The organism is Peribacillus sp. P4_C12 (assembly GCF_056402095.1).
The window spans coordinates 1-6,048 of the sequence record NZ_JBFUIB010000213.1 but is presented as its reverse complement, the minus strand read 5'-3'; the positions used below and the strand labels follow the sequence as shown (position 1 = coordinate 6,048).

7 protein-coding genes are annotated in these 6,048 nt (G+C 33.5%); 2 read left to right on the top strand and 5 right to left on the bottom strand.

Translation table 11 applies throughout. The features are described from left to right. Nucleotides 1-20: 20 nt before the first annotated feature. From AC1DUW_RS19095 to AC1DUW_RS19075, 5 genes are read right to left on the bottom strand one after another with little or no spacing between them, the layout of a single operon-like run. Nucleotides 21-215, bottom strand: a complete 195-nt coding sequence (locus AC1DUW_RS19095; protein WP_477643207.1) for a hypothetical protein — start codon at nucleotides 213-215, stop codon at nucleotides 21-23. Beyond that, nucleotides 125-355 carry a hypothetical protein gene (locus AC1DUW_RS19090; protein ID WP_477643208.1) on the bottom strand — a complete coding sequence of 77 codons (231 nt, stop codon included), beginning with the start codon at nucleotides 353-355 and terminating at the stop codon, nucleotides 125-127. The genes AC1DUW_RS19095 and AC1DUW_RS19090 overlap by 91 nt, the downstream gene beginning before the upstream one ends. A 34-nt stretch (nucleotides 356-389) precedes the next feature. Then, nucleotides 390-1,268, bottom strand: a complete 879-nt coding sequence (locus tag AC1DUW_RS19085; RefSeq protein WP_477643206.1) for an amidohydrolase family protein — start codon at nucleotides 1,266-1,268, stop codon at nucleotides 390-392. A gap of 15 nt (nucleotides 1,269-1,283) precedes the next feature. Then, nucleotides 1,284-1,607, bottom strand: a complete 324-nt coding sequence (locus tag AC1DUW_RS19080) for an L-rhamnose mutarotase (RefSeq protein ID WP_477643205.1) — start codon at nucleotides 1,605-1,607, stop codon at nucleotides 1,284-1,286. A 6-nt stretch (nucleotides 1,608-1,613) separates the two neighbouring features. Beyond that, complete coding sequence (locus tag AC1DUW_RS19075) at nucleotides 1,614-2,711, bottom strand: Gfo/Idh/MocA family protein (protein WP_477643204.1); 1,098 nt, start codon at nucleotides 2,709-2,711, stop codon at nucleotides 1,614-1,616. Nucleotides 2,712-3,312: 601 nt separating this feature from the next. Here AC1DUW_RS19075 and AC1DUW_RS19070 point away from each other — a divergent pair. Continuing rightward, on the top strand, nucleotides 3,313-4,545 hold the full coding sequence (locus tag AC1DUW_RS19070; RefSeq protein ID WP_477643203.1) for an enolase C-terminal domain-like protein: 1,233 nt from the start codon (nucleotides 3,313-3,315) through the stop codon (nucleotides 4,543-4,545). 121 nt (nucleotides 4,546-4,666) lie between these two features. Then, nucleotides 4,667-5,419, top strand: a complete 753-nt coding sequence (locus AC1DUW_RS19065) for an IclR family transcriptional regulator (protein ID WP_477643202.1) — start codon at nucleotides 4,667-4,669, stop codon at nucleotides 5,417-5,419. Nucleotides 5,420-6,048 lie beyond the last annotated feature (629 nt).

Sequence of the window (6,048 nt, the reverse complement as noted above, 5' to 3'; positions counted from 1 at the left end):
TAATATTGTATTTGCCTAACTCAATCGCCAAGGCCTTTGTTAAATGCGAAGCTGCTGCTTTTGATGAGGTTTTTATAACCTAACTCCTTAGCTGCTTTTGCATAATAGATTGCTTCATCTGAGCTTAAAGCTCCAACATTTGCAAATAAATCCGCTCTCGATAAGTAAGTACTTGCCACTTCAAATGACTTAACTCTCTCCTCTGGAGATAGCAAGAAACATTCTGCAGAACTTCCACCGATAATCCAGCTGCGCCTTCCTGTAAGTTTTTATCCATCAATTGTTGTTGGGCATCCGCATTCAAGTTTCCATTTTTGTCGAATGCTGTAACAGATGCAGCATATATTCCCCCCATTTATATCCTCTATTTTTTTATTAAATACAATTCTTTACAATTTATAAACACGCTTAGCATTTTCATAAAACAGCTTCTCTCTAAATACACTACCTCTATTTTTTGTAATCTCATTAAGAACTTCTATCCAAGGAAGTAATTTTGTAGAAGTATTGCATACTGGATAATTACTCGCATAGATTACGCGATCCTCTCCAAACTCATCTAAGACAAAATCGATAGCTGGTCTTAATATTTCGGGATTCCAAGCTCCATTAGGATTTAATCCTGATATTTTACAAATAACATTATTAACAGAAGCTAAATTTCGGATATTTTCATACCAAGCTTCTTTATATTCTTTTTCTATGGAACTTAACGATTCTTTACTTATCAATTCAGCATCTACATTGCCCATATGATTTAATACAATTATAGTATTCGGACATTTCAGTGCGAGCTGAAATAAATCATTTAACTCTTCTATTCTTAAGCAAGCCTCAAATACCATTTCTCTTCGTCCTAATTCCTGCATATTATATATAAAAGTTGGTTTTAAACATGTACCTTTAGTGGCAGAATCTACATGAAGCACCTGACGCACACCCTTAATGGCTGGATGATCATATTGATCAAGATATTTTAAAAATCCTGCTTCTTCCAGACATCCTGAAATAATCCCACCAACTATGATTGAATTCAGATTTTCATATTCTTTTATAATGAAGGCGTTTTCATATTCTCGGTCAGAGATTGCTACATCTACTTCTACATAAACAGCTTTCTCTACAGAATATGCTCCTGACTTCTGCATATCATTTTCATAATTTACTAGAGTATAGGTCTTTTTTAATATATCTCCTGCATCTTCAAGCCATGGTATATGAAACTCATCAAAGTTCCAAATGTGTAAATGTGTATCAATTATTTTCATATGAACACCTTTATCCTATTCTAAAAAATATACTTGTTCCATAGTAAGCCATTGTCCATCATTCGTTAAAGGTTCTTGGCAAGGATCAGTTTCTTTCCACCAGCGTTGTGTTTCTGATTCAGCTGCCATCTTAGCCATGTCAACTTCAAAATCATCACCTGTATATTCAAAATAAGAGAACAGATAACCATTCGAGTGAAAAATTGAATAATTGGAGATATTACATTTCTTAATCATTTCATTAATTTGTGGCCATGGATTTGCATGTAATTCTTTATAATAATCTAACTTATCTGCCTTTACACGAGTAACACTTCCATATCGTTGGATTTTCACCATGCTGCATCATCCTTTTCCATTTTTATTATAATCTACTGGAATTTGACCAATTTCATTGGATTTATAGCAAGCTTCAACAACACACATTGTTTCATATGCATCTTCTACGCTATTCACATAATGGTAAGTTGGGTCTTCTAATTTTTTCATCAGTCCACCCATAGTGCCAATAAATGCTTCTGGAAACCAGCTGCCCTTTATCTCAAGCTCTCTCCAACCTTTTCCATCTTCTAATGAAATATATTTTAATTTATCAGGAAGACCAACTGAATAATCTAAATACACACCCATTACTATCTTTATTGCCCCTCTTGTTCCTTCGATTTTTAAAAAGCATTCTTGTTCATCCAATCCATATTCATGGTTATGATTTGAAGTGATACCAGCTCGTAGCAAATCACCATAATCAAAAATCATATTAGATTTCACTTGTGCTAGTTCCATCATCTTAGGATGCTTCATAGTTTTACAGTAAACAGCTTCTGGGTTACCTAAAAAGTACCGCATAACATCTACAAAGTGAATAGAATGATAGTTAATTTCCATTCGATCTACTTCAAATAAGAAGTCCCATAGATTCCATGGTGTAAACACACACTCACGAACTTCAAAATCAGTAATTTCTCCAATAACACCTTTATCAATCAGCTGTTTAGCTGCAATCATATAAGGTGCTTGACGCAACTGGAAGTTTAAACCTGCAACTAGATTTTTCCTACGACATAGCTCCAATATCTCAGTTGCCTGTTCAATGTTTTCTCCCATCGGCTTCTGTAACAAAACTGGACTTCCATCAGGAATAATATTTAATGTCTCAACAATTGCAGATGCTGGTACAGCAACATCATAAATAGCATTATTTGCAACTGCTAGCTCTACCAATTCATCTAATGTCTCACATACATTCGGTACACAAAATTTATCAGCCATTTCATGTGCTCTTTGAGGCTTTAAATCATATACCCCAATAACATCAAATTGAGCTAACTTGTATGCAGGATAATGGCAGTCTGAAACAATTCCTCCAGCTCCAATTGAAACGATTGGTCTTTTTACTTTAGGAATCTCCGGCACATAATTCATTTCTTCTAGTTTGTTTATCATTTATGAATCTTCTCCTTCTCGCTAAAGTTGTAATGGATTTTATTTATTACAACATTCCATTCGTAATACCAATATTAACCCAAGAGAATGGTTGATACTTTTTCATTCCTAAACCGAAACTTCCTTAAAAAAAACCAGCAATAGCTAAAACGGCAAAACCTGCAAATAACATTTTCATTCCTCCTGCATAGTTAATTACCTGTATAAATCAGTTTCGGGAGTTGTTTGTTCTTATATATGAACTAGACTTTCTATTTGTGAACTTAAGTACAGTTTAAATACCTTGAAAATTTTTGTCAATATACTAAATTAATATTTTTTGTTTTTTCAGAATTTTCATTCAACTCATTCGAAATGTTATTTATATTTAATATAAGGGGAACTTCCTATATATCTTCTCATACAAAAAAAACTAGTTAGAAGAAATCAATATAACTAGTTTTTTATCCTATAAATTTGAAGGAATTTTTTTTTTTGAATCTTTATAAATTATTATTGACAAATAATACCACATCATGAATAATCATATATGTGAACTTAATATTTTATATGTGAACTTTATTTGGTTGTATTTTAAATATTAAGGAGGGTATTATTAAAAATGAAAAATGTAGTGATTACAAATATTGAAGTAGAAGACAAACGATTTGTCCTTGAAGAAGGTGCCGGATCAGACGCCGTTCATACTGTTCCTAACTATGCTTATGCAGTATGTAAATTAAAAACAGATACAAACATAGAAGGTACAGGAATCACATTTACATTAGGTTACGGAAATGATCTTGTTTGTAAAGCTATCAAGTATCTTTCTGAATGCTTAATAGGAAAAGAAATTAACGAATTGATGAGCCATTTCGGTGAGGTGCATGCAGAAATCACCGATTCTCCTTGCTACAGATGGCTCGGTCCACACAAAGGAGTCGTTCATTTAGCACTTGCTAGTATTACAAATGCATGTTTTGATCTATGGGCAAAATCGAAAGGTGTTCCACTTTGGAAATTACTAACTGAATTAACTCCTGAAGAAATTATTAATTTGTTAGATTTTAGATATGTTGAAGATTTACTTACTCCACAAGAAGCACTTACTATTTTAAACACTGCAAGAGAAAGTAAAGCTAGCAGAATTGGTATTTTATCGAAAGGATATACTGGATACGATACTTCTGTAGGTTGGTTTAACTATTCAGATGAGAAGGTTGTTGAAAACGCGAAGAAAGCGCTCGCAAAAGGCTTCACTGCTATGAAATTAAAAGTTGGTTCAAGAGATCATGAAAGAGATATCCGTCGTGCACTGCTAATTCGTGAAACTGTTGGCAATGATATTACAATTATGCTTGATGCAAATCAACAATGGACACTACCAGATGCAATAAGTATTATTTCTCGTCTTAAAGATATGAATCCTTATTGGGTCGAAGAACCAACTGATCCAGATGATGTGATAGCACATCAAACGCTAGCTCGTGCGATTTCACCTATCCGATTAGCGCTTGGCGAACACGTTTCAAATAAAGTACTATTTAAAAACTTCTTACAAGCTAATGCAATGTGCTTTAACCAAGTAGACGCATTGAGAGTAGGCGGTATATCAGAATTTATTTTGATAAGCTTAATGTCTAAGAAATGTAATGTACCTGTTATCCCTCATGTTGGAGATATGGGACAAATTCATCAGCATCTAGTATTATTTAATCATATTAGCATTGGTCATCAAGATTTGTTCCTTGAGCATATTCCCCATCTGGAAAAATACTTTAAAAATCCAGTTTCCATCGTGGATGGAAAATATGTGCTACCACAGTCTGCCGGTAACAGCTGCGACTTTATCTAAACACTAATTTGTAATATAGCATTGTCAATGTTATAACAAGTCTTCCCGCTTGGTATGATATTGACAATGATTTCCTTTTCTATTAAATGTACCAAATAAAAAATAATAAGCGAGGTTAATTATGGCAAAAGTAAAATCAGCAGAAAGAACACTGCGTTTTTTAGAGTTATTAGCCTATAAACGCAATGGAATTTCTTTCACCGATATTCAGACAGGGCTAGATATTCCCAAAAGCTCTACTCATAGTTTGATACAAGAATTTTTAGATAAAGATTTTTTAATTTATAATAATGATACGAAAAAATACTATGCTGGGCTTGAGTATATTAAACTCTGTACTGTATGTATTCAAAACACAGATTTGCTAGAAGAACTATCTATTTTAACATCGGAGACTGGGCAAGAGTTAGGTCTCACTACTCATGCAGGAGTACTGGACAATCGAAATATTTTGTACCTAGCTAAATATGAAAATAATAGTGATCTATCCTTAATGCACAATATTGGACTTAGAATTCCAGCGCATTGTACAGCTATGGGAAAGATGCTTCTAAGCCAGTTTTCCAATGAGAGAATTATTGAAAATTATACAGATTATCATTTTGAGAAACTCACGGAAAAAACAATCGATAATTTAGATGATTTACTTAGTGACCTAGAAAAGATACGTGAGAAAGGTTATGCTGTCGAAATTTGTGAAGCAAGTAGATATACAGCTTGTATCGCTTTACCACTTGTACAACAAGGAAAAATGGTTGCCGCTTTCAGTACAACTCTCCCTATACATTTGTTCGAAACTTCTAATATAGAAGAAATTGTTTCGTCTATGAAAAAACACAAAAAAATTGCCGATCAACGACTCTTTGTACTTTAATGATAAGTATTTTAAGAGGTTTAAGCACATAAAAAAGTAAGAGCGAATTCTAACTGCTCTTACTTTTTTATTAAAGGCAACTGAAATAAGTGTTAATATATTTCTCGGTATAGCGCTTGAATATCTTCTAGATTTGCTTCTCTTGGATTCCCACCTGTACAAACATCTGCCAGCGCTTATTAAGTTTCTGATGTCACACCAATTAATTTTCTTTTCATCAAAACAAAAAACACCCTATCAAAAAGATTTGGGGCTCCCATAAATCACTTCAACTCTAACTTAGCAACAGTCTCACAATGTATGGACTGTATATGGCAACCACTTAGATGTTGGTTAGTTTATGTAAAATGCTTGGTTCCTCAAACCAAACATTTTGTTTCTATCTTTGAAATATTATTTCTTCAACAAAAGCCCCCCGTTAGCTCAATAAGAGGTACCTCCAACATTTTATCCTATGATCAGAGATGGAGACTATTGTGTCATTTTCCTAATTAGAGCATAAGGTGATATAACCCATTTAATTAATTTCCTCCTTAAAAACAAATAAGGAGAGGTTTCTGTATGTCAGGTTGTGAATCAAGGTGTGACGACGGTTTTGGATTTGGTGGAGGTTTCGCCTTTATAGTTGT